The 19301-nt window shown below is 72.4% G+C and carries 18 protein-coding genes; 14 read left to right on the top strand and 4 right to left on the bottom strand.

Annotated elements, in window-relative coordinates:
• The first annotated feature begins 17 nt into the window (after nucleotides 1-17).
• Entirely contained in the window at nucleotides 18-1313 is a 1296-nt protein-coding gene (locus ACPCK6_RS15220; protein ID WP_396882896.1) for an aspartate aminotransferase family protein, read from the top strand.
• Between the two features lie 3 nt (nucleotides 1314-1316).
• Here ACPCK6_RS15220 and ACPCK6_RS15215 read toward each other — a convergent pair whose 3' ends face one another.
• Nucleotides 1317-2762 (bottom strand): acyltransferase family protein, encoded by a 1446-nt coding sequence (locus tag ACPCK6_RS15215; protein ID WP_423481424.1) that lies wholly within the window; start codon nucleotides 2760-2762, stop codon nucleotides 1317-1319.
• Nucleotides 2763-2925: 163 nt separating this feature from the next.
• On the opposite strand from ACPCK6_RS15215, the gene ngcE (ACPCK6_RS15210) reads away from it, so the two are divergent.
• The 4 genes from ngcE (ACPCK6_RS15210) (at nucleotide 2926) to ACPCK6_RS15195 (ending at nucleotide 6680) form a co-directional block, all read left to right on the top strand.
• Nucleotides 2926-4341 carry an N-acetylglucosamine/diacetylchitobiose ABC transporter substrate-binding protein gene (gene ngcE / locus ACPCK6_RS15210; protein WP_423481423.1) on the top strand — a complete coding sequence of 472 codons (1416 nt, stop codon included), beginning with the start codon at nucleotides 2926-2928 and terminating at the stop codon, nucleotides 4339-4341.
• Nucleotides 4341-5249 carry a carbohydrate ABC transporter permease gene (locus tag ACPCK6_RS15205; protein ID WP_013287344.1) on the top strand — a complete coding sequence of 303 codons (909 nt, stop codon included), beginning with the start codon at nucleotides 4341-4343 and terminating at the stop codon, nucleotides 5247-5249. Before ngcE (ACPCK6_RS15210) ends, ACPCK6_RS15205 begins: the two co-directional genes overlap by 1 nt.
• Nucleotides 5246-6151 carry a carbohydrate ABC transporter permease gene (locus ACPCK6_RS15200; protein WP_396882899.1) on the top strand — a complete coding sequence of 302 codons (906 nt, stop codon included), beginning with the start codon at nucleotides 5246-5248 and terminating at the stop codon, nucleotides 6149-6151. Before ACPCK6_RS15205 ends, ACPCK6_RS15200 begins: the two co-directional genes overlap by 4 nt.
• A 115-nt stretch (nucleotides 6152-6266) precedes the next feature.
• Nucleotides 6267-6680, top strand: a complete 414-nt coding sequence (locus tag ACPCK6_RS15195) for a tetraspanin family protein (RefSeq protein ID WP_423481422.1) — start codon at nucleotides 6267-6269, stop codon at nucleotides 6678-6680.
• A gap of 125 nt (nucleotides 6681-6805) precedes the next feature.
• Here the strand turns inward: ACPCK6_RS15195 and ACPCK6_RS15190 are convergent, their stop codons facing one another.
• Entirely contained in the window at nucleotides 6806-7795 is a 990-nt protein-coding gene (locus tag ACPCK6_RS15190; protein ID WP_423481421.1) for an N-acetylglucosamine kinase, read from the bottom strand.
• Between the two features lie 157 nt (nucleotides 7796-7952).
• On the opposite strand from ACPCK6_RS15190, the gene ACPCK6_RS15185 reads away from it, so the two are divergent.
• The 9 genes from ACPCK6_RS15185 (at nucleotide 7953) to ACPCK6_RS15145 (ending at nucleotide 16735) form a co-directional block, all read left to right on the top strand.
• A complete protein-coding gene (locus ACPCK6_RS15185; protein ID WP_396882902.1) occupies nucleotides 7953-8900 on the top strand; it encodes a MurR/RpiR family transcriptional regulator in 948 nt (315 codons plus the stop codon).
• Nucleotides 8897-9646, top strand: coding sequence for a sugar isomerase domain-containing protein (locus tag ACPCK6_RS15180; protein ID WP_396882903.1), 750 nt, complete (start codon nucleotides 8897-8899; stop codon nucleotides 9644-9646). The genes ACPCK6_RS15185 and ACPCK6_RS15180 overlap by 4 nt, the downstream gene beginning before the upstream one ends.
• Before the next feature lie 23 nt (nucleotides 9647-9669).
• A complete protein-coding gene (gene ngcE, locus ACPCK6_RS15175) occupies nucleotides 9670-11082 on the top strand; it encodes an N-acetylglucosamine/diacetylchitobiose ABC transporter substrate-binding protein (RefSeq protein WP_013287338.1) in 1413 nt (470 codons plus the stop codon).
• Between the two features lie 22 nt (nucleotides 11083-11104).
• Nucleotides 11105-12046 (top strand): carbohydrate ABC transporter permease, encoded by a 942-nt coding sequence (locus tag ACPCK6_RS15170; protein WP_423481420.1) that lies wholly within the window; start codon nucleotides 11105-11107, stop codon nucleotides 12044-12046.
• Between the two features lie 13 nt (nucleotides 12047-12059).
• Nucleotides 12060-13010, top strand: coding sequence for a carbohydrate ABC transporter permease (locus tag ACPCK6_RS15165; RefSeq protein ID WP_120569018.1), 951 nt, complete (start codon nucleotides 12060-12062; stop codon nucleotides 13008-13010).
• A gap of 133 nt (nucleotides 13011-13143) precedes the next feature.
• Nucleotides 13144-14817 (top strand): bifunctional 3'-5' exonuclease/DNA polymerase, encoded by a 1674-nt coding sequence (locus ACPCK6_RS15160; protein WP_423481419.1) that lies wholly within the window; start codon nucleotides 13144-13146, stop codon nucleotides 14815-14817.
• A gap of 140 nt (nucleotides 14818-14957) precedes the next feature.
• Nucleotides 14958-15551 carry a nucleotidyltransferase family protein gene (locus tag ACPCK6_RS15155; protein WP_030500339.1) on the top strand — a complete coding sequence of 198 codons (594 nt, stop codon included), beginning with the start codon at nucleotides 14958-14960 and terminating at the stop codon, nucleotides 15549-15551.
• Nucleotides 15552-15591: 40 nt separating this feature from the next.
• On the top strand, nucleotides 15592-15924 hold the full coding sequence (locus ACPCK6_RS15150) for a TfoX/Sxy family protein (RefSeq protein WP_423481418.1): 333 nt from the start codon (nucleotides 15592-15594) through the stop codon (nucleotides 15922-15924).
• A 94-nt stretch (nucleotides 15925-16018) separates the two neighbouring features.
• Nucleotides 16019-16735 (top strand): VOC family protein, encoded by a 717-nt coding sequence (locus ACPCK6_RS15145; protein WP_423481417.1) that lies wholly within the window; start codon nucleotides 16019-16021, stop codon nucleotides 16733-16735.
• Nucleotides 16736-16774: 39 nt separating this feature from the next.
• Here ACPCK6_RS15145 and ACPCK6_RS15140 read toward each other — a convergent pair whose 3' ends face one another.
• Nucleotides 16775-18418 (bottom strand): DUF4127 family protein, encoded by a 1644-nt coding sequence (locus tag ACPCK6_RS15140; RefSeq protein ID WP_396882908.1) that lies wholly within the window; start codon nucleotides 18416-18418, stop codon nucleotides 16775-16777.
• On the bottom strand, nucleotides 18415-19128 hold the full coding sequence (locus tag ACPCK6_RS15135; RefSeq protein WP_423481416.1) for an N-acetylmannosamine-6-phosphate 2-epimerase: 714 nt from the start codon (nucleotides 19126-19128) through the stop codon (nucleotides 18415-18417). Before ACPCK6_RS15135 ends, ACPCK6_RS15140 begins: the two co-directional genes overlap by 4 nt.
• Between the last annotated feature and the right edge of the window lie 173 nt (nucleotides 19129-19301).

Genomic DNA, 19301 nt, shown 5'->3' with positions numbered 1-19301 from the left:
CGCTGAAGGGTGCGCCGATGACCTCCGACGACCTGCTGGCCCGGCACCGGGCCGTGCTCCCGTCCTGGATGCCGCTCTACTACGCCGAACCGCTCGAACTCGTCGCCGGCTCCGGGCGCCGGGTCACCGACGCGGCCGGCCGGACCTATCTGGACTTCTTCGGCGGGGTGCTGACCACGATGGTCGGCCACGACATCCCGGAGATCCGGGAGGCGGTCGAACGGCAGCTGCGGACCGGGCTCGTGCACACCTCGACGCTCTACCTGATCCGCCAGCAGGTCGAACTGGCCGAGAAGATCGCCCGGCTCGCCGGCATCCCGGACGCCCGCGTCTTCTTCACCAACTCCGGCACCGAGGCGAACGAGGCAGCGCTGCTCGTCGCCACCAACCACCGGCGCTCGCACCAGATCCTCGCGGTGCGCAACAGCTACCACGGCCGGTCGTACGCGACGATGGGCGTCACCGGCAACCGCGGCTGGTCGGCCAGCGCGCTCAACCCGTTGCAGGTGGCCTGGCTGCACTCCGGGGAACGGCTGCGCGGGCTGCTGGCCCGGCTCGACGCCGCCGACCGGGTCGACGCGGCGGTGGAGGACCTGCGCGAGGTGCTCGCCACCCAGACCGCCGGCGACGTGGCCTGCCTGATCGCCGAACCGGTCCAGGGTGTCGGCGGCTTCGTGCACGGTCCGGACGGGCTCTTCGCCGCCTGGAAGAAGGTGCTCGACGAGCACGGCATCCTGCTGATCAGCGACGAGGTGCAGACCGGGTGGGGCCGTACCGGCGAGCACTTCTGGGGCTACCAGGCGCACGGCGTGACGCCGGACCTGCTCACCTTCGCCAAGGGCATCGGCAACGGGTTCGCGCTCGCCGGGGTGGTCGGCCGGGCCGAGGTGCTGGAGTCGGTGCCGGCGATCAGCTTCTCCACGTTCGGCGGGAACCCGGTCTCCACCGCCGCCGGCAACGCGGTGCTCGACTACGTGCTCGACCACGACCTCCAGGGCAACGCCGCCCGGGTCGGCGCGATCCTGGGCGACGGCCTGCGGGCGGCCGTCGCCGGGCTGGACCAGGTCGCCGAGGTGCGCGGCAAGGGCCTGATGCTCGCCGTCGAGTTCGTCCACCCGGGCACCGTCGAGCCGGACGCGGCGCTGACCACCCGCGTCTTCGAGGCGTGCCGGGCCGGTGGCCTGCTCGTGGGCAAGGGCGGCCTCTACGGCAACGTGATCCGGATGGGCCCGCCGCTGACGCTCACCGAGGACGAGGCCCGCGAGGGCCTGGCGATCATGGTCGACGCGATCCGCGCCTCGATCGAGGCGTGACCGTCACCCCGGCCGGCGTGGTCCCGCCCGGCCGGACCTGAGCAGCCGCAGCAGACCCGCCCCGGCCAGGTACGCCACCAGCGCCGGGGCGGGCAGGCCCAGCGGCTCCGGCGCCGCCTTCGGCGCGAGGCTGTTCAGCAGCAGGCCGACCAGCACGCCCGCGTACCCGGCGACGGCCAGACCGGCGCGCAGCCGCCGGCCACCTGCCGCGGCCGGCCCGGTCGCGGCCGGGCGGCGGGTGCGGGCCTCGACCGGGCCGAAGACGGCGACCAGCACGGCCAGCACCGCGGCCAGCGCGAGCAGCCACGGTACGCGCCACGCCCACCAGGCCGCCGAGCCGACCGGGGGAGTGGGCAGCAGGCCGAGCGCGTCCAGCAGGCCGACGAGCAGCACCGCGGCGGTCAGGTGCCAGAGGAACAGCGTGAGCACCACCGCGTTCACCGCGAGCACCGCCTGCCAGGGGCCGGACCGGCGCAGCCGACGCCCGGCCGGGCGCCGCAGCAGCAGGATCAGGCCGAGCTGGGCGACGGCCGCGGCCATCAGCGCCAGGCTCGGCGGCGCCGCGTTGTCCAGCCGCTCGCCCGGTACGTGGAGCATCGCCACCGGGTACGGCCCGGCGACCGTGAGCAGCACCAGCGCGGCCAGGCCGCCGCCGAGCAGGAGCACGCCCGCCCGGCGGGACAGCGGCAGCCGACGGCGGAGCAGGCCCCGGCTCCGGGCGCGGGTCGCGTCGGCATCGGCCGCCGGGCCGGCTCTCCCCCCGGCGCCGGTCGCGTCGGCGGGCCGGCGGGGGTCCGCCCGGGCGGCGTCGTACCAGGCGAACCCGACCTGATGGACGGCCAGCCAGCCGAACAGGTAGTTGCCGTCGGCGAGCGCGGCCGGGCCGAGGAGCCGGCCGAGGTCGCCGAGCGCGACGAGCACCACGAGCGCCGTCGGCACGGCGAGCCCGAACCGGCGGTGCAGCGCGTACATCGGCGGGGTCAGCGCCACCACCGCGACGTAGGCGACCAGGAACCACAGCGGGATGGTGGCGAACCAGACCACTGTGCGCACCTGCGCCGGGTCGGCGCCGCGCAGCGTGGCGATACCCGCGCCGACGGCCAGGACCAGCAGCAACACGGTGGTGGGGCGGATCAGCCGGGCGCTGCGGTCGACCAGCCACCCGGCCGCGGACCCGCCCCGGCGCCGGCGGGCGGTCAGCGAGGCGGCGTTGGCGTAGCCGCCGACCAGGAAGAACACCGGCATGACCTGGGCCACCCAGGTCAGCGGCCAGGCCCAGCGCAGATCCCCCAGCGCGGAGTGGCCGGCGGGGCGGCCGTGGTCGTACCCGATGACCGTGACGCCCCAGTGGCCGAGCACGACCATGGTGATGGCCAGCGCCCGGAGCAGGTCGATGTAGCGCTCCCGCCCCGGCGGCGTGCGTTGCGCGAGCTGCCGCAGGCGGCGCATGGGCTCAGGCTAGGCCAGCCGGGCCCGACCGGTACGGATAACGGATCGGTCGAGAGGTCTTGTGGTCCCCGTCGCACTGTCGTAGAAATTCTTCATTGGAAATGCGTCTTGTGAAGACAAGCGACAGGGTGCTCACCGCGCGTACCCGGACCGAGGAGATGCGATGAACAGGCGTGAGATCCTACGGCGCAGCGCCGCCGCCGGTCTGCTGGCCACCCCCGCCGCCGGGCTGCTCGCCGGCTGCGCCACGTCGGGTGGGGGCGACGAGGACGACAAGGGCGCGTACAAGGGCACCAAGAGCGAGCAGAACCCGCTCGGCGTGGCCGAGGACGCCCCGCTGGAGGTGGTGATCTTCAACGGCGGCTTCGGGGAGGACTACGCCAAGGCCCACGAGGCCATGTACAAGGAGCGCTACCCCAAGGCGGAGATCAAGCACTCGGCCACCGCGGAGATCAGCAAGACGCTCCAGCCCCGCTTCGTCGACGGCAGCCCGCCCGACGTGGTGAACAACTCCGGCGCCGGCCAGATCGACTTCAACGGCCTGGTCTCCCAGAACGCGCTCGCCGACCTGGGCGAGCTGCTCGCCGCGCCGAGCCTCGACACGCCCGGCAAGACGGTCAAGGAGACGCTGCTGCCCGGCACCGTCGAGGTCGGCTCCTACGACGGCCGGTTCCTGGTGCTCAACTACACCTACACGGTGTACGGCATCTGGCACTCCACCAAGCTGTTCGCCGACCGCGGCTGGGAGGACGCCAAGACCTGGGACGACCACATCGCGCTCTGCCGCCGGATCAAGGCCGCGGGCATCGCCCCCTGGACGTACGCCGGTGTGCACCCCCGCTACATGAGCTGGCCGCTGATCTCCACCGCGATCAAGCTCGGCGGCCCGTCCGTGGCGCTGGCGATCGACAACCTGGAGCCCAACGCCTGGAAGTCGGACGCCATGAAGACCGCCGCCGACGCCTGGCACCAGATCGTCAAGGACAAGTTCATCCTCGACGGCTCCCCGGGCCTGGACCACAAGCAGTCGCAGACCGCGTGGTGCCAGGGCAAGGCCGCGTTCATCTCCTGCGGCTCCTGGCTGGAGAGCGAGCAGAAGGACGTCACGCCGGCCGGCTTCAACATGACGGTCGCGCCGACGCCGAGCCTGGGCAGCGGCGACAAGCTGCCGTACGAGGCGATCCGCGGCACCGCCGGCGAGCCGTTCATGGTGCCGGCCAAGGCGCGCAACGTCGTCGGCGGCCTGGAGTACTTCCGCACCATGCTGTCCCGCAAGGGCGCGCAGGACTTCACCAAGAAGGTCGCCAGCCTGCCCGTCGTCGCCGGCGCCACCGAGGGCATCGAGCTGCCGTACGGGCTCAGCACCGTGGTCAAGGCGCTCGACGCGTCCGGGTCCAACGGCTTCAACTGGGTCTACAACAACTACTACCGCAAGCTGGAGCGCAACCTGGTCGACGCGGCCTGCGGCGAGTTCTTCAGCGGCCGGATCTCCCCGGCCGAGTTTCTCGACCAGTGCCAGAAGGGCGCCGACTCGATCGCCGGAGACAGCTCGGTCAAGAAGTACAAGCGGTCCGCGTGATGCGACAGGGCCGCCTCCCCCTGATCCTCACGTTCCTCCTGCCACCACTGGCGTTGTACGGCATCTTCGTGCTGTCGCCGTACCTCCAGGCCTTTCAGATCTCCACCACCGACTGGATGGGCTACTCCGCGCAGGCCGACCCGGTCGGCATGGCGAACTTCCGCACGCTGCTGCACGACGGGTACGTGTGGAACGCGTTGAAGAACAACGCGATCCTGCTCGCCGTGGTGCCGGTGGTGACGATCGGGCTGGGCCTGTTCTTCGCCAGCATGCTCACCATGGGCGGCCGCAAGGGCCGGGCCGGTGTGACCGGGGTGCGCGGCACCTCGGTCTACCGGCTCGTCTACTTCTTCCCCCAGGTGCTCTCGGTGGTGATCATCGCGCTGCTCTGGAAGGAGATCTACAGTCCGACGAGTGGCCTGCTCAACGGCGCCCTGCGCGCCGTCGGGCTGGCCACCCCGGCCTGGCTCGGCGACCCCCGCTTCGCGTTCTGGTGCGTGCTGGCGGTGATGGTGTGGAGCAACGTCGGCTTCTACGTGGTGCTCTTCGGCGCCGCCATGCAGGCCATCCCGCGTGACATCTACGAGGCGGTGCTGCTCGACGGCGCGTCCCGCACCACGATGCTGCGGAAGATCACCATTCCGCTGCTCTGGGACACCATCCAGGTGGCCTGGATCTACCTCGCCATCGCCGCGCTGGACGGCTTCATCCTGGTCCAGCTCATGACGAACGGCGGGCCGAACTTCTCCTCCGACGTGATCGGGCTGCGGATGTACGACACGTCGTTCGGCAGCGAGAACAAGTTCGGGTACGCCTCGGCGATCGGCGTGGCGATGTTCTTCCTGACCCTCTCGGTGGCGGTGCTGGCGCTGCGCACCGCCCGGCGTGATCGGATCGAGTACTCGTGACCACCGTGGACACCGGCGCCCCGGCCGCCGACGCGACCCGTGCGGCCACCCCGGCCGACCGGCCGCCGCGCCGCGAGCTGGGCGTCGCGAACGTCTTCTCGCACGGCTTCCTGCTGCTCTGGGGTGCCATGACCGTGCTGCCGCTGGCTTGGATGGTGCTCAGCTCGCTCAAGACCAACGGCGAGATCATCGCCGAGCCGTGGGGGCTGCCCGAGGCGCTGCGCTTCGACAACTGGACGCGCGCCTGGACCACCGCCCACATCGGCCGCTTCTTCTTCAACAGCCTGGTCGTGGTGGCCGGCTCGCTGAGCCTGACCATGCTGCTCGGCGCCACCGCCGCGTACGTCTTCGCGCGCTACGAGTTCCGCGGCCGGCAGGTCGTCTACTACCTGTTCGTCGGCGGCATGATGTTCCCGGTCTTCCTGGCGCTGGTGCCGCTGTTCTTCGTGGTCCGCAGCGTCGGCATGCTCGGCACCTGGCCCGGCCTGATCCTGGTCTACACCGCGTACTCGCTGCCGTTCACCGTGTTCTTCCTGACCGCGTTCTTCCGGACGCTGCCGACCTCGGTGGCGGAGGCCGCGCTGATCGACGGATGTGGGCACTTCCGGCTGTTCTTCCGGGTGATGCTGCCGATGGCGCGACCGGGACTGATCAGTGTCGGGATCTTCAACTTCCTCAGCCACTGGAACCAGTTCCTGCTGCCGCAGGTGCTCCTGCCCGGCGACGGGCAGGACCGGATGCTCGCCCAGGGGCTGAGTTCACTCGCGGTGAGCCAGGGCTACGCCGGTGACTACGCCCAGTTGTTCGCCGGCCTGACCATCGCGGTGCTGCCGGTGCTCGTGGTGTACGTGGCGTTCCAGCGCCAGGTCCAGTCCGGACTGACCGCCGGGCAGCTCAAGTGAGGTGGTTGCCACAGGCAACGGGGCAGTGGAGACGATCGAGCTGACCTAGGGTGAGCCGGCACGCTCATCTATCGACAGGAATCTCATGTTCTTCCTCCTCTATACACTGTTGCTGATGCTCGGTGGCATCGCGATGGTCGTCGTCGGCGCGGTCGTCAAGGAACAGGGGACCGGCTCCCGGATCCTCAACGTGGTGATCGGCCTGGCCTTCTTCGGGTACGGCTTCTACCTGCTGTTCCTCTTCGACGGCGACAGCTACCGGATCTTCTTCTACGTCTTCGTGCTGCCGATCCTGCTGATCGTGCGCGCGGTCAAGGCGCGCAAGGAGGCCCGCGAGCAGGCCGCGGCGCAGCAGTACGCGGGCGGGCAGCAGTTCGCGGGCGCGCAGCAGCCGGGCGCGTACCCGGCGGCGGGGCACGGTCAGCCCGCCCCCTACGGCGCCGCGCCCCAGGCCCACCCGGGCCAGCCGGGCCCGTACGGCGCCGCGCCGCAGTACCCGGGTCAGCCGAACTCCCCAGACCGATACTGATCGGCCTCGCGCCGGCGCGTCCGCCGGCGCCACGCGGCGAGTGGAACGTCATGGGTGTCAAACGGGCGTCATGACACCCATGACGTTCCACCCAGCGGAGGAGTGTCACCGGCGGGCGGCGCGGGTCAGGCGGGTGGGGGCACCAGGCGGGTGTGCAGTGCCGCCGGGTCGGTCACCTCGGGCAGGTCGCGGGCGGCGAGCCAGGCCGCGGCGGCCGCACCGTCCCCGGCGCTGTGCAGCGGCGCGTCCGGCCACCGGTCGGCCAGTTCCGCGCGTACCGCGCCGGCCAGCGGGGTGTCGCCGGTGAGCAGCCCGCCGCCGAGCACCACCGGATCGGTCGCGCCCAGCGGGCGGATGCGGGAGACGCTCTCCGCCAGCAGCGCCGCGGCCTCGGCGATCAGCGCGACCGCTGCCGGCTCCCCGTCCCGTGCCGACGACACCACGAGCGGCGCGAGCCGGGCCAGTTCCACAGGCGGCCGCCGGGTCACGGCCTGCACCACGGCGCCGGCCGTCACGCGCGGCTGAGCGTCCACGGCGGGCGTGCCGGTCAGCTCCGTCAGCACCCGGCGTCCCAGCTCACCGGGGGTCTCCGCGCGGTCCAGGTCGGTCAGTAGCCGGCGGACCGCCTCGCGGCCGAGCCAGAATCCGGAGCCCGCGTCGCCGAGCAGCCAGCCGTGGCCGTCGGCGGTGCGGTCCAGCCGCAGGTCGCGTACCTGGGCGGCGATGGCGCCGGTGCCGGCGACGAGCACGGTGCCGTCCGGGGTGGCGGTGCCGGAGGCGTAGGCGACCAGCGCGTCGCCGTGCACGGCGTACGGGCACCGTAGCCCCGCCTCGGCCCAGGCCCGGTCGAACGCGTTCCGGCCGTGCGGGTCGGCCAGGAGGCGGCCGGCCCCCGCGAGACCGATGACGCCGGCGCGTACCCGATGGGGGTCGATGCCGGCGAGCGCCGCGCGCAGGGCGGCGAGCAGCTCGGCGGCGGCCCGGTCGGCGCCGTGGCTGGTGGGGTTGCCACCGCCGGCGCGGCCGGCGCCCAGGCGCGTGCCGTCGAGGCTCAGCGCTGTGGCGCGGGTGGAGGTGCCCCCGACGTCGAGGCCGACCACGACGGTGTCCGACATGGCTCCCATGCTGGTCGGCCGCGTCTCCGGGCGCAAGATCACGCCGGTGCGGCAGGTAACAGTTTGAAAACTTCACCCACGCCCTTGACACGGAGGGCCCTTCAGTAAGAACTTTTACCACTAACAGTTAACACTCTTTTCCGAAAGGCGCCCGCCGATGGCCGAGCACGAGGTGGAGACTTCCGCGGCGACCGCGGTGGTCGACGCCGGTCCGGCCGACCGGCTGGGCACCGACGGGGTGCTGGCCCGGGTCCGGGCCGGCACGGGGGAGCTGACCGGGGCGCTGCGCCGGGTCGCCGAGCACGTGCTCAGCGACCCGGAGGCGGCCGCCCGCGCCACCATCGTCGAACTGGCCGAGCGCAGCGGCACGTCCCCGGCGACCATCACCCGGTTCTGCCGGGCCATGGGCTTCGAGGGCTACGCGGACCTGCGGCTCGGCATCGCCGCCGAGACCGGCCGCGCCCGCTCGGCCGGCTGGACCGTCGACATCGGACGGGAGATCCAGCCCGGCGACCCGCTGTCCCGGGTGCTCGACCAGATCATGGCCGCCGACACGCGGGCCATGCACGACACCGCCGCGCTGCTCGACCTGGCCGAGGTGGAACGCGCGGCGGTCGCCATCGCCGGGGCCAGCCGGGTGAACATCTTCGGGGCCAGCGGCAGCGCGCTCGTCGGCGAGGAGATGCAGTTCAGCCTGCACCGCATCGGCGTCGCCGCGTGGGCCTGGAGCGACGTGCACGAGGGGCTCGCCAGCGCCGCGCTGCTCGGCGCCGGGGACGTCGCACTCGGCATCTCGCACACGGGGCAGACCCGCGAGACGATCGAGCTGCTCGCCGAGGCCGGCAGCCGCGGCGCCACCACCGTCGCGCTCACCGGCTTCCCCCGCTCGCCGCTGGCCGAGCTGGCCGACATCGTGCTGGTCACCGCCAGCCAGGCCACCACGTTCCGGCCGGACGCGCTCTCCGCCCGGCACCCGCAGCTCGTCGTGCTCGACCTGCTCTACATCGCGGTGGCGCAGCGCACCCACGACCGCGCCCACGCGGCCTTCCGGCGTACCGCCCAGGCCGTCGACGGGCACAAGGCCGCGAAGGGGGCCCTCTCATGATCAGTGCCCAGAGGTACGCCGACGCGGTCCGCCCGGTGCTCGACCGGCTGGTGGACAGCCAGGCCGTGGCGGTGGACCGGGCAGCCGACCTGATCGCCTCCGGGCTGCGCGCCGGCGGCGTCCTCCAGGCGTTCGGCGCCGGCCACTCGGAGGCGTTCGCCGCCGAGCTGGTCGCCCGGGCCGGCGGCCTGGTCCCCGCCAACCGGCTCTCCCTGCACGACCTCGTGCTGCACGGCGACGCGCACCGAGACGTGCTCGCCGACCCGAAGCTGGAACGCGACCCGGCCGTGGCGCACCAGCTCTACGCCCTGGCGGCGCCGCAGCCGGGGGACGTGTTCGTGGTCGCCTCGCAGTCCGGCATCAACGGCTCGGTGGTCGAGCTGGCGACGCTCGTCAAGCGCGGCGGCCACCCGTTGATCGCTGTCACCTCGGTCGAGCACACCGCCCGGGTAGCTCCTCGGCACCCCTCCGGGCACCGGCTCGCCGACCTCGCCGACGTCGTGCTGGACAACGGCGCGCCGTACGGCGACGCACTGCTGCCGCTCGAGGGCGGCGGCGCGGTCTGTGCGGTCTCCTCGGTCACCGCGGCGCTGCTGGCGCAGCTGCTGACCGCGGAGGTCGTACGACGGTTCCACCAGGCCGGAGAGGTACCCCCTGTCTACCTCTCCGCCAACGTCCCCGGTGGGGACGAGCACAACCTCGCCCTCGAGTCGCGGTACGCCGGGCGCCTCCGGCGGACCGCCTGACCCGACCCACAAGGAGAGACAAGATGTCGGTTTCCCCCGAGAAGTTCGGCGACGTCAGCCGTCGGACCCTGCTGCGGCGCGCCGCGGCGGCCGGTCTGCTGGCCGTACCGGCGGCGGGTCTGCTGAGCGCGTGCGCCGGCAGCGAGCCGAGCAAGTCCGACGGCGGCGGCGCGGCCAAGAGCAAGGACAACCCGTTCGGCGTCAAGGACGGCAGCGCGGTCAAGGTGGTCGTCTTCAACGGTGGCCTGGGCGACCAGTGGGCCAAGGAAGACAAGGTCATCTTCAACGCCAAGCACCCGAACATCACGGTCAACATGTCTTCCACCCAGAAGATCAAGACCGAAGAGCAGCCCAAGATGGCGACGCAGCCGAGCGACCTCGTGATGAACTCGGGCGCCGACATGATGGACCGCAGCACGCTGATCAACGAAGGCGCGATCGAGCCGCTGGACGACCTGCTCACCGCGCCGGCCTGGGACAGCGAGGGGACCGTCGCCGACAGCCTGCTGCCCGGCACGGTCGCCGACGGTACGCAGAACGGCAAGTTCTACGTCGTCAACGTGGCGTACACGGTGTGGGGCAACTGGTACAACGCCGCCCTGTTCAAGAAGGAGGGCTGGACGGCGCCGACCACGTGGGACGAGTTCTTCGCGCTCGCGCCGAAGATCAAGGCCAAGGGCATGGCGCCGTACGTGCACGACGCCGTGCACGGCTACTACCCGCGCTGGGCGCTGTTCGCCAGCATCTGGAAGGCCGTCGGCAAGCAGGCAGTCGTCGACATCGACAACCTGAAGGACGGCGCCTGGAAGGCCGACGGCATCGTCGCGGCGCTGGAGCCGTGGGAGAAGCTGGTCAAGGACAAGCTGCTGCTGCCGGGCAAGCTCGACCACACCCAGTCGCAGCAGGCGTTCCTGGACGGCAAGGCGGCCTTCATCCAGGTCGGCACCTGGCTGAAGAACGAGATGGCCGCGACCATCCCGCCGGGCTTCGAGATGACCATCTCCGACTACTGGAGCAAGAGCGGAGACAAGGCCGCCAAGGACGTCTTCGCCTCCTCCGGCGAGGGCTTCGTGGTGCCGAGCAAGGCGCCGAACAAGGAGGCCGCGAAGGAGTTCCTGCGGGCCATCCTCTCCAAGGCCGGCTCGGCGAAGTTCGCCGAGCTGACCAAGTCGCTGGCCTCCACCAAGGGCTCCGGCGACAACGTCCAGGACACCGCGCTGGCCTCGGCGAACTCGCTGATGAAGAACGGCAGCTCGGACCTGATCTCGGTGAAGTTCCCGGACTTCTACGCCGACCTGGACAAGGAGAGCCAGAACCTCTCCGAGGAGCTGATGGCCGGCCGCCTGACCGCGCAGCAGTTCGTCGACAAGATGCAGGCGGCCGCCGACAAGGTCGCCAAGGACTCGTCGATCAAGAAGCAGACCCGCACCGCCTGATCACCGCGAGGAAGTGAGTCCAATGCGGCACGGAGTCGCGCGTTTCGTCACGGGCTTCCTGGCCCTGCCCGTCGCGCTGTACCTGTTCTACGTGGTGTGGCCGTTCGCCCAGGCGGCGGGATACTCGCTGACCGACTGGGGCGGGTACTCCGATTCCCAGCGCTTCGTCGGGCTGGACAACTACGTCCGGCTGTTCTCCGACGAACTGATCCGGAAGGCGTTCTGGCACAACGTGTTCTTCCTGGTCACCGTGCCGCTGTTCACGATCGCGCTGGCCCTGTTCCTCGCGTTCCTGCTCAACGTGGGCGGACGCGAGGACAGGGCCGGCATCCGCGGAGTCTTCGGCTCCGGGGTCTACAAGGTCATCTTCTTCTTCCCGCAGGTGCTGTCGCTGGTGGTCATCGCCGTCATGTGGCAGCAGATCTACCGCACCGACGGGCAGGGCCTGATCAACGGCCTGCTCATCAAGATCGGGCTGGTCGACGCGGACAACCCGATCGCCTTCACCGCCGACCCGGAGCCGTTCCTCGGCGTGCCGGCGGTGCTCTGGTGGCTGCTGTTCATCGCGGTGTGGAGCGGCGCCGGCTTCTACATGGTGCTGTTCTCCGCCGCGATGCAGTCCATCCCGAAGGACATCTACGAGGCCGCGATCCTCGACGGCGCGGGCCGGTTCCACACGTTCTTCCGGGTGACGCTGCCGCTGCTGCGGGACAGCATCTCGGTCGCCTGGGTCTATCTGGGCTTCATCGCGCTGGACATGTACGCGCTGGTGTTCGTCATGACGCCGAGCCAGGGCGGGCCGAACCACGCCAGCGAGATCTTCGCCTCGGTGATCCAGTTCAACGCCTTCCAGAAGGGCCAGTTCGGTTACGCCTGCGCGATCGCCGTCGCGCTGGCCATCTTCACCATCCTGCTGGCCGCGCTCCAGCTGAGGATCACCCGCCGTGAGCGGATCGAGTACTGAGGAGGTCTGGACGATGAGCACTGTGACCCACACCTCCGGCCCGGCCCGGTCCGACACGGCACCGCCGGACCGGCCGCCCGCGGACCGGCGGAACGTCGGCAACGGCTTCGGCGGCCGGATCTTCAACGGCTTCTCGCACCTGTTCCTCGCGGTCTGGGCGATCATGGTGGTCTACCCGCTGCTGTGGGTGGTGATGTCGGCGCTCAAGACCGACTCCGAGGTGATCCGCGAGCCGCTGTCGCTGATCCCCGACGCCCTGCAGTGGGACAACTTCGCCCGCGCCTGGACCGCCGGGATCGACAGCTTCTTCCTGAACACGCTGCTCGTGCTCGTGTTCAGCGTGACGCTGACGATGCTGCTGGGCTCGATGGCCGCGTACGCCCTGGCGCGCTACGAGTTCCGCGGCAACCGGCTGATCTACTGGATGTTCCTGTCCGGGCTGACGCTGCCGATCTACCTGGCCGCGGTGCCGCTGTTCAAGGGCGTCTACAACACCGGGGTGAGCCTCCCGCTGCTCGGCCCGAACAAGCACCTCATGCTGATCCTGGTCTACGTGGCCTGGTCGCTGTCGTTCACGATCTTCTTCATGCACTCGTTCTTCCGGACGCTGCCCGACTCGATCGCCGAGGCGGCCCAGGTCGACGGGGCCTCGCACACCCGCACGTTCTTCAGCGTGATGCTGCCGATGGCCAAGCCGGGCCTGATCAGCATCGGCATCTTCAACGTGCTCGGCCAGTGGAACCAGTGGTACCTGCCGACGCTGCTCATGCAGTCGGTGTCCGGCGAGCCGAAGAACCAGGTGATCGCCCAGGGGCTGATCGAGCTGTCGGTCAACCAGGGCTACAAGTCCGACTGGTCCGGCCTCTTCGCCGGGGTGACCATGGCGATGCTGCCGGTGCTGATCGTGTACATCGTCTTCCAGCGCCAGGTGCAGTCCGGTCTGACCGCCGGCGTCGGCAAGTAACCCGCCGGGGTGCAAGGAAGGGCCCCTTGTTAACGCTCGGCGTTAACAAGGGGCCCTTCCTCTACCGCAGGCGTTAAGAGGGGGCCCTTCCTTACACGCGGAGCGTGTCAGGGGGAGGGGGCAGAATGCGTCCGTGCTGGTGGCGGTGGAGGCGGACGAGCGGGGCGGCGGCGTGCTGCAACCGCTGCACGCCGACGGCACCCCGGCCGGCCCGCCCGAGGAGGTCACCGACCTGGCCGCCGCCGTGGCCGTCCGCGAGGCCGCCGGGCACCCCCGCTGGATCTGGGCCGCCTGGACGGGCGTCTACCCGGCGCTGCTGCGCGCCGGGGTGCGCCTCGACCGCTGCCATGACGTCGAGCTGACCGAGGCGCTGCTGCTCGGGCACGCGGGCCGCTGGGGTGAGCCCCGCGCGTTGCCGGCCGCCTGGGCCCGGGTCACCGGCGCGCCGGTCCCGCCGGACCCGGCGCCCCGCCCGCCGGAGCCGCCGGGCCACGCCCAGGCCGCGCTCTTCGAGCCGCCGTCGGGCCCGCCCGGTCCGGGCATCACGGCGTTGACCCGGGTGTACGCCGACCAGCTCGCCCGGATCGCCGCGACCACCCACCCCGGCCGGTTCCGGCTGCTGGTGGCCGCCGAGTCGGCGGGCGCGCTGGTGGCGGCCGAGATGGGCGCGGCCGGCCTGCCGTGGCGCGCGGACGTGCACGACGCGATCCTGGCCGACCTGCTCGGCGAGCCGTCCCCGGTCGGCGGGCCGCCGCGCCGGCTGGCCGAGTTGCAGGCCCGGATCGCTGACGCGTTCGGCGTACGCCAGGTGCACGCCGACTCGCCCGCGGAGCTGTTGCGGGCGTTCGCCCGTGCGGGCGTGGACCTGCCGAACACGCGCGCCTGGGTGCTGCGCGGGGTGGAGCACCCGGCGGCGCCGCTGGTCCTGGAGTACAAGGAGCTGTACCGGATCTGGACGGCGCACGGCTGGGCCTGGCGCGACGCCTGGGTGTCCGGCGGCCGGTTCCACCCGGAGTACGTGCCAGGTGGCGTGGTGTCCGGCCGCTGGGCGACCCGGGGTGGCGGGGCGTTGCAGATCCCGAAGGTGATCCGGCGGGCGGTGGTGGCGGACCCGGGCTGGACGTTCGTGGTCGCCGACGCGGGCCAGCTCGAACCGCGTGTGCTCGCGGCGGTGTCCGGCGACGAGCGGCTGGCCGCGGCGGGTGGTGCCGGTGACCTGTACGCCGCGCTGGCCCGGGACGCGTTCGCCGGTGACCGGGCGAAGGCCAAGGTGGCCCTGCTCGGGGCGATGTACGGGCAGACCGGCGGCGCGGCGGTGCCGGCGTTGGCGGTTCTGCGGAAGAACTATCCGACCGCGTTCGGCCACGTCGAGGCGGCGGCGCGCACCGGTGAGGCGGGCGGGCTGGTCCGGTCCTGGCTGGGGCGTACCTGCCCGCCCGGGTCGGCGGGGTTCGCCGAGGGGGAGGAGCCGATGCCGGACGGCGGGGCCGATCCGCACAGCCCGTCGGCCCGGGCGGCCCGGTCGCGGGGGCGCTTCACCCGCAACTTCGTCATCCAGGCCACCGCCGCCGAGTGGGCCTCCACGCTGCTGGCGACGCTGCGTACCGAGCTGGCCGGCTCGGAGGCGGAGCTGGTCTTCTTCCAGCACGACGAGGTGATGGTGCACTGCCCGGCCGGGCAGGCGGCGGCGGTCGCCGAGGCGGTCACCGCCGCCGGCGCGCGGGCCACCCGGCTGCTGTTCGGCGACACCCCGGTCCGGTTCCCGCTCGACCTGTCCACTGTCGACTGCTACGCGGACGCGGCATAGTCACGCAATTTTCCGTTTTGCCCCGCTACCCGCTCCCGGCCGCGCTCGTTGGGCCCGGTGTGCGTACGACGGGACGGACCGGGCGGCTGTGCCCGGTCCGTCCCCTGATCGAGGGGGCACCGCTGAACCGGATCGCTGCAATGATCATCGCCGCCGGTGGCGGCCGCCGCATCGGCGGACCCGAAGCGCTGCTGCACCAGGGCGAGAAGCCGCTGGTCAGCCAGATGATCGACACGATGGCCGAGGCGGGCTGCGCACAGGTCGTGGTCGTCCTGGGCGCGGCGGCCGAGCAGGTGCGGCAGACCACCGACCTGACCGGCGCCACTGTGGTGGTCAACCGCGCGTGGGGCACCGGGGTGGGCTCCTCGATCCGGGCCGGGCTCGCCGCGCTCACCGACGACGACATCGAGGCCGTGGTCGTGGTGCCGGTGGACATGCCCGGGCTCACCGCGGCGGCGGTCCGCCGGGTCACCGCGCTGCCGTACCCGGACGTGCTTGTCTGCGCCACCTACGACGGGCTGCGCGGCTACCCGATGCTGTTCGGCCGCCGGCACTGGTCCGGCATCGCCACGCTGGCCAGCGCCGACGTCGGGGCTCGGCCGTACCTGCTGGCGCACAAGGACCAGATCGTCGACATCGCGTGCGACTCGGTGGCCGACGGCAGCCGGATCGACAGCCCGGAGCTGATGGCGCTCTACGGCCTGTCCATCCCCGAACAGCGCGTCGGCGCCTGACGCGCGCCCCGCTGTCGGACCCGGATGCCACGATGCCGTCATGGCCTACGACGAGGACCTGGCGAACCGGGTACGGGAACGCCTCGGGCATGAGCCCGGCATCACCGAACGGCGCATGTTCGGCGGCCTGGCGATGATGCTGCGCGGCAACATGACGGTGGTGGTGCGCGGCGCGGGTGGCCTGATGGTCCGGGTCGACCCGGCCGAGGCCGAGCGCGCGCTGGCCGAGCCCGGCGCCGAGGCGACAGTCATGCGGGGCCGGGAGATGCGGGGCTGGGTCACCGTGTCGCCCGATGCCTGCGAGCGCGACCCCGACCTGACCCGCTGGGTCGAGCGGGGCGTCCGCTTCGCGCGCACCCTCCCGGCGAAGTAACGCGACAGCGGGGGAAATCCGGCTGCGCGCCCGGGCCGCCCGGCCTACGCTCCTGACCTGCCGCCGACGACGGCGGCGGATCGGAGACGGGCGGATGGCGGTTCACCTCTACGCGGTCAGCCTCGACGCGGGCGACCCGCTGCGGCTCGCGCGGTTCTGGTCCGGGGTGCTCGGCCGGGAGATCCTCGACGACCCGCGCGAGGGCGTGGCGATCGGCGGCGACGCCCACAGCGACTTCCGCATCCGGTTCCTGCCCCGCGATGCGCCGAAGACCGTGCAGAACCGGATCCACTTCGACCTGACCAGCGCGTCGCCGCAGGCCCAGCGGGACACCGTCGACCGGGCGCTGACGCTGGGCGGGCGGCACATCGACATCGGCCAGGGGCCGGACGACGACCAGGTGGTGCTCGCCGACCCGGAGGGCAACGAGTTCTGCGTCATCGAAGAGGGCAACACCTTCCTCGCCGGCTGCGGCCCGGTCGGCGCTGTCAACTGCGACGGCACCCGGGCGGCAGGCCTGTTCTGGAGCGAGGCGCTGGGCTGGCCGCTGGTCTGGGACCAGGACGAGGAGACAGCGATCCAGTCGCCGCGCGGGGGCGCGAAGGTCACCTGGAGCGGCCCGCCGCTGATGCCCAGCGGCGGGCGGGACCGCGTACACCTGGATCTGGTCGCGGACGGCGACCGGGACGCGGAGGTCGACCGGCTGCTGGCGCTCGGCGCGACCCGGGCCGGTACGGGCCGGCACACCGCCGGCGACGTGGTGCTGGCCGACCCGGACGGCACCGAGTTCTGCCTGCTGACGGCCCGGTGACGCGGGTGCGGCCCGGGGGACCGCACCCGCGTCGTCCGGTCAGCGCAGCCGCAGGCTCGGCTCCAGCGTGACCTCGAACAGCCGGTCCCACGGCAGCTCGACCCGCACCGCGGTGACCCGGTCCAGCGTCGCGGTGAACGTCTTGCGTCCGCGTACCCCGAGCACCAGCTCGTGCCCGGCGAAGTGGTCGGCGAAGTACCGCTCGGTCAGCGGCACCAGCCGGTCGCGCACCCAGCCGTCGAAGTAGCGCTTCTGCTCGGCGGTCAGCGCCAGCGGATCCCAGCCCTGCGCGCGGGCGTGCGCGTACGCCTCGACCTGCACCACGTTCTTCCACGGGTCGTCCTTGACGAACCGGTAGAGCAGGTACTCGGCGTGCGCCTGGGCCGGCCCGCGCAGCTCCGGCACGCCGAAGCCGCTGCCGGAGGAACGCAGGTACGCCCACCGCGCGGTGCCGTGCGCGAGCGCCAGCCCGAGCGCGTTGCCGCCGGTGTTCCACCCCGAGTACGACAGCAGCGCCGGCAGGTCCAGGCGGGACTCCATCCGGGACACCAGGTCGTGGTCGCCCTTGTTGACGATCAGCGGGTCCACCACGATCACCGGGGTGCCGGCGGCCAGCAGCTCACCGATGCGGCCGACGAACGCGTCCAGGTCGGCGGCCCGCTGCCCGGCCGCCGCCGAGGGGGTGTTCACCGCGAGGACGATGTCCGCGTCGCCGGTCACCACCCGGCCGCCCACCGAGGTGACGTGCCGGCGGATGTTCTCCGCGAACGGGATGCCCTCCAGCGCGGCGGTCCAGCCCTCGCCGGACACCCCGGCGTACTCCACCCGGTAGGTGGGTGCGGCGCCGGCGGCGACGACCCGCGCGACGAGCAGCGCGTTCACCTCGTCGGCGCCGGGGAAGATCTCCACCCGGTCGCCGACGCCGAGCCGCGCCACCAGCGCCTCCAGCTCGACCCGCTCGGCGCGGGCCAGGCCGACCGGCGCGGTGTCGTCCTCGGAGAGCACCAGGTGGCTGATCGTCCCGTCCGCGACCCACTCCACCATCAGCCGGTTGACCTGGTGGTTGCGTGCCCGCGCGGCCAGGTAGTCCTCGACCACGGCGTCCGGGATGCGCGCCCGCACGGCGTCGAGCTGACCGCGCAGCGACTCCTGACCCAGGTTGACCACCTGGTCGTACAGCTTGGCCCACTGGACCAGCAGGTCACGGTAGTTGTCCAGGTCGGTGCCGGTGCTGGTGATCGCGAGCCGCTGGATCGTGTCGTGCACCTCGATCACCGCGTCGGACCGGCGTGCGCGCAGCCGCCGGATCGCCTCCAGGTTGCGCAACGCGTCGGCCAGGGCCGGTGCGGCGGTACGCGAGGCGATCAGGCCCCCGTACGCCAGCATGCTCACCGAGATCACGTACCCGTCGACGCGGGCGGTGCCGTCGAGCCAGCGGGCGATGCCGGCGCCGTCACCGGGGGTGAAGAAACGGCCCAGCAGGTTCCGCGGCGGCAGCAGCACCTCGGCGTCGGCGCTCGCACCGGTCATCTCGGCGCAGTACGTGTTGACCGGCCGGTCGTCCAGCGGCACCAGCGCCACGCTCGGTCGCCGGCCGGCGGGCCGGGCGAAGGCGGGGCCGCCGAGGGCGACGGTGGCCAGGCCGGCCGCGCCGGTGGCCGCAAGAAGCGTTCTTCTCTTCATCGATGCTCCCTTTTCTCCGGCGCGCTCGCCGCCCGGGGGGTGGCCGGAACCAGCCGGCGGGTGATCCACAGCGGTGAGGTGACGGCGTTGCCCATCACCACCGCGTGGGCACCCGCCTCGAAGGCCCGGCTGATCTGCTCCGTGGTCCGGTAGCGCCCTTCGGCGATCACCGGTACGGGCAGCAGCGCGGCGAGTCGCGCCACGAGCCCGAGGTCGGGCCCGTCGATCGGTGGGCCGGCCGGCGTGTAGCCGGACAGCGTGGTGGCGACCGCGTCCGCGCCGGCCTCGACGGCGGCGACGCCCTCGGCCACCGTGGCGACGTCGGCCAGGACCAGCGCGCCGGTCTGGTCGTGCACCGCGCGGACGGTGTCGGCGAAGGTCCGGCCGTCGGGCCGGGGGCGGTCGGTGGCGTCCACCGCGACGACGTGCGACCCGGCCCGCGCCGCTTCGAGGGCGTGCCCGGCGGTCGGGGTGATGAACACGCCCTGCGTGCCGTGCTTGTACAACCCGATCACCGGCACGTCGACGGCGGCGCGTACCGCCCGCACGTCGTCGGGGCCGTTGACCCGGACCGCCACCGCGCCCCCGCGGACGACGGCGGCGGCCACGCGGGCCTGGACGTACGGGTCGCGCATCGGGTCGTCCGGGTCGTCGGGCAGGGGCTGGCAGGACACGACCAGCCCGCCTGCGAGTTCGTCCAGGACACTCACGTGCTTGTTCCTCCGTCGTGGTGGATCGGTGCGGTGGCGAGCCGGGCGGCGCCGACCACCACCGCGTCGGTGCCCAGCGCCGCGGGAAGCAGCGGCACGTGCGCCCAGCCGCCGGGTAGCTCCGCCCGGTAGGCGGCCGTGGCGGCGGGAAGCACTGTGGCGGCGGCGCCGCC

This window comes from Micromonospora sp. AB353 (assembly GCF_049538395.1).
Taxonomy (GTDB): Bacteria; Actinomycetota; Actinomycetes; order Mycobacteriales; family Micromonosporaceae; genus Micromonospora; species Micromonospora aurantiaca.
The sequence above is the reverse complement of the archived record's forward strand: the minus strand, read 5'-3'. Positions and strand labels throughout refer to the sequence as shown.